Annotated in this window: 1 protein-coding gene; it reads left to right on the forward strand. The window is 60.1% G+C overall.

All coding sequences use genetic code 11. The annotated features are described in order from the left end of the window. On the forward strand, positions 1–2720 hold a 2720-nt coding region (locus tag WMO45_RS13575; RefSeq protein WP_349141426.1), incomplete at both ends, for a discoidin domain-containing protein.

Raw genomic sequence — 2720 nt, forward strand, 5'->3', positions numbered from 1 at the left:
GACTACGGCGCCAAGCACAAGACCATCACGGGCACCGACAACGCCCTGACCAATCCCGAGGGCGTGAAGGAGGAGATCCCCGTCTACGTCCACGGCAATGTGGGCATGAGCGAGTACGGCGCGGACTGCAGCCCCTTCATCCACGAGGAGGAGCCCGGCTACTGGGCTGGCAGCCAGTCTGAGGAGTTCACCTCCCAGTGGCATGAGATCTACTACAAGGCCATCAGCGAGTCGGACTGGATGTGGGGCTCCTACATCTGGAACATGTTCGAGTTTGGTTCCGACGGCCGCACCACCACCCCCGACCGTCTGGGCATCAACACCAAGGGCGTCGTGGCCTACGACCGTGCCCTGAAGAAGGACTGCTTCTATTTCTACAAGGCCAACTGGTCCGATACCCCCACCCTGCACATCAACAGCAGCCGCTTTGAGGTGCGCAATCAGAACCAGATCGATGTCAAGGTCTATTCCAACATGGAGACCGTAGAGCTGTTCATGGATGGTGTGTCCCTGGGCAAGCTGACGAAGAATGGCAACAGCGAGCCCGCCCTCAATACCAGCGGACAGCCCGACGACACCCTGGTCCCCAACACCCAGCTGGGCAAGTTTGAGTGGCTGGATGTGGACATTTCTGAGCAGGGCGAGCATACGGCAGTGGCCGTGGGTACGGACAGCGAAGGTAACGTCTATACCGATACCGTTGTCTGGACCCGTGAATATTACAGCGAGCCGGGCATCAGCTCCAGCCGCTACAGCATCAACGAGGCCGACCCTGAGAACCGCACCATTGCCGGCGTGCCCGGTGACACCACTGTGGCGGCCCTGCGGGCAGGCCTGACCCCCCTGCGCAACTCCACGATCGCGTTCTATACGGCCGATGATCAGCTGATCGAGGACGAGGAAGGCACCCGCGCGGTTCTGGGTACCAAGGTGAAGGTTACCGCCGAGGACGGCGTGAATGTCGCATGGTATACCATCGTGGCTTCCCCGGTCTCTCAGGGCAAGGCCACCGGTGCCGGACATACGCAGACTACGCAGGATGTCCCAACGAAAAATGTGGTGGATGGAAATCCCAACACTCGTTGGGGCTCTGGTGGAAGTTATCCCGAGTGGTTCATCATCGACCTGGGGCAGCCCTATACCATCACCGAGTTCAACTCCCTCTGGTACGACTCCGCCAACCGGACTTATGAGTACGAGGTATACGGCAGCCTGACCGGCAGTGTGAGCAGTTCGGATGGGGACTACACCCTCCTCTGCCCCGAGCAGTCCAGCGTACAGGGTCAGGATGGCAACATTGCCTGGACCAAGCAGGTCCTGGACGAGCCCGTCATCGCCCGCTACATCAAGCTCAACATCACCGGCCACACGGGTTCTCCCTCCATCTATGAGTTCCAGGTCAACGGTTTTGCCCTGACCAGTAAGGAATACGCCATCGATAATGGCGAGCGCACCATCGCCGGTGTGGATGAGGACACCACCGTGGAGGAACTGCTGGCAGCCCTGACGGTGGACGGCATCTATGACTCCGTCACTGTCGTCAAGGACGGTGCGCCGGTCACCGAGGGGACGGTCACCCCTGATATGACGGTGGTCGTTGCCTTCAACGGCAGTGAGCAGGCTGTGTACACCCTGGTGAGCCACGGCCCCAGCACCATCCCTGTCTCCCAGGGCAAGACTGCTACCGCTCAGAATATCACCGTGGGCGACAAGGAAATCCCCAACGAGGACAGCGGAGAGGGCTGTGCCAACAGCGGACAGCACCACGATGTAGCCGCCAACATCAACGACGGCAATCTGAGCACCCGTTGGACCGGCGCTCTGACCGAGAGCGGCCACACCATTCCCGACACTGCCTATCCCGCCGATGTGCTCATTGACCTTGGTGCGGAGTATGAGCTGTATGATCTGTACCTGAACGCCTACGATCCCTCCACCCGCATCTATCAGTTTGTGGTCTACGCCGGCAACACCGACGATGTGGCCGCACTGAAGAGCGACGAGAACATTCTCCTGGACATGCGGGACAACACAGACTTTGGTGAGGGCAACAAGAGCGTTACGGGCTCGGCCCGCTATATCCTCCTCAGTGTGACCGGCAACACCGCGCCCAGCGCCTACCGCGCCGCCTCCATCTATGAGCTGGCTGTCTATGGCTATCGGATTGCCAGCGAGGTCTACGGCGTGGACCTGGAGAGCAAGACCATCTCCAATGTTCCGGAGCAGGTCAAGGTCTCCGACTTCCTGGAGGACCTGAAAGTAGAGGGCAACTACACCGCCAAGCTTCTGCTGGATGGTGAGGAGCTGCCCAGCGATGGCCAGGTCACCCCCGGTGTGGAGCTGGAGATCAGCGGTCTGAACGGCGAGGCTCCCCAGACCTACACCATCGAATTTATTGACCCGGCTGAAGCGATCCAGATCCCCGTCTCCCAGGGCATGGAAGTCTATGCCCACGATGTGGAGACCGACCACGGCACCGTTCCCAATGAGGATATCTCCTCCGGGCACAACGACGGCGCGGTCAACATCAACGACGGCAATGACGAGACCCGCTGGACCGGCGCCTTCGACAGCGCCCACGGCAGCTGCTACTATCCCGCCGCTGTGACCATCAGCATGACCGACCCCAAGAGCACCGATGATTATTACTATCTCACCGGCGTGAAGATCCACTTCTATGACAAGGGGGACGGCAGCCGTTCCTACGGCTATAACATCTA

The sequence above is a fragment of the Flavonifractor hominis genome (assembly GCF_040095835.1).
GTDB lineage: Bacteria > Bacillota > Clostridia > Oscillospirales > Oscillospiraceae > Flavonifractor > Flavonifractor hominis.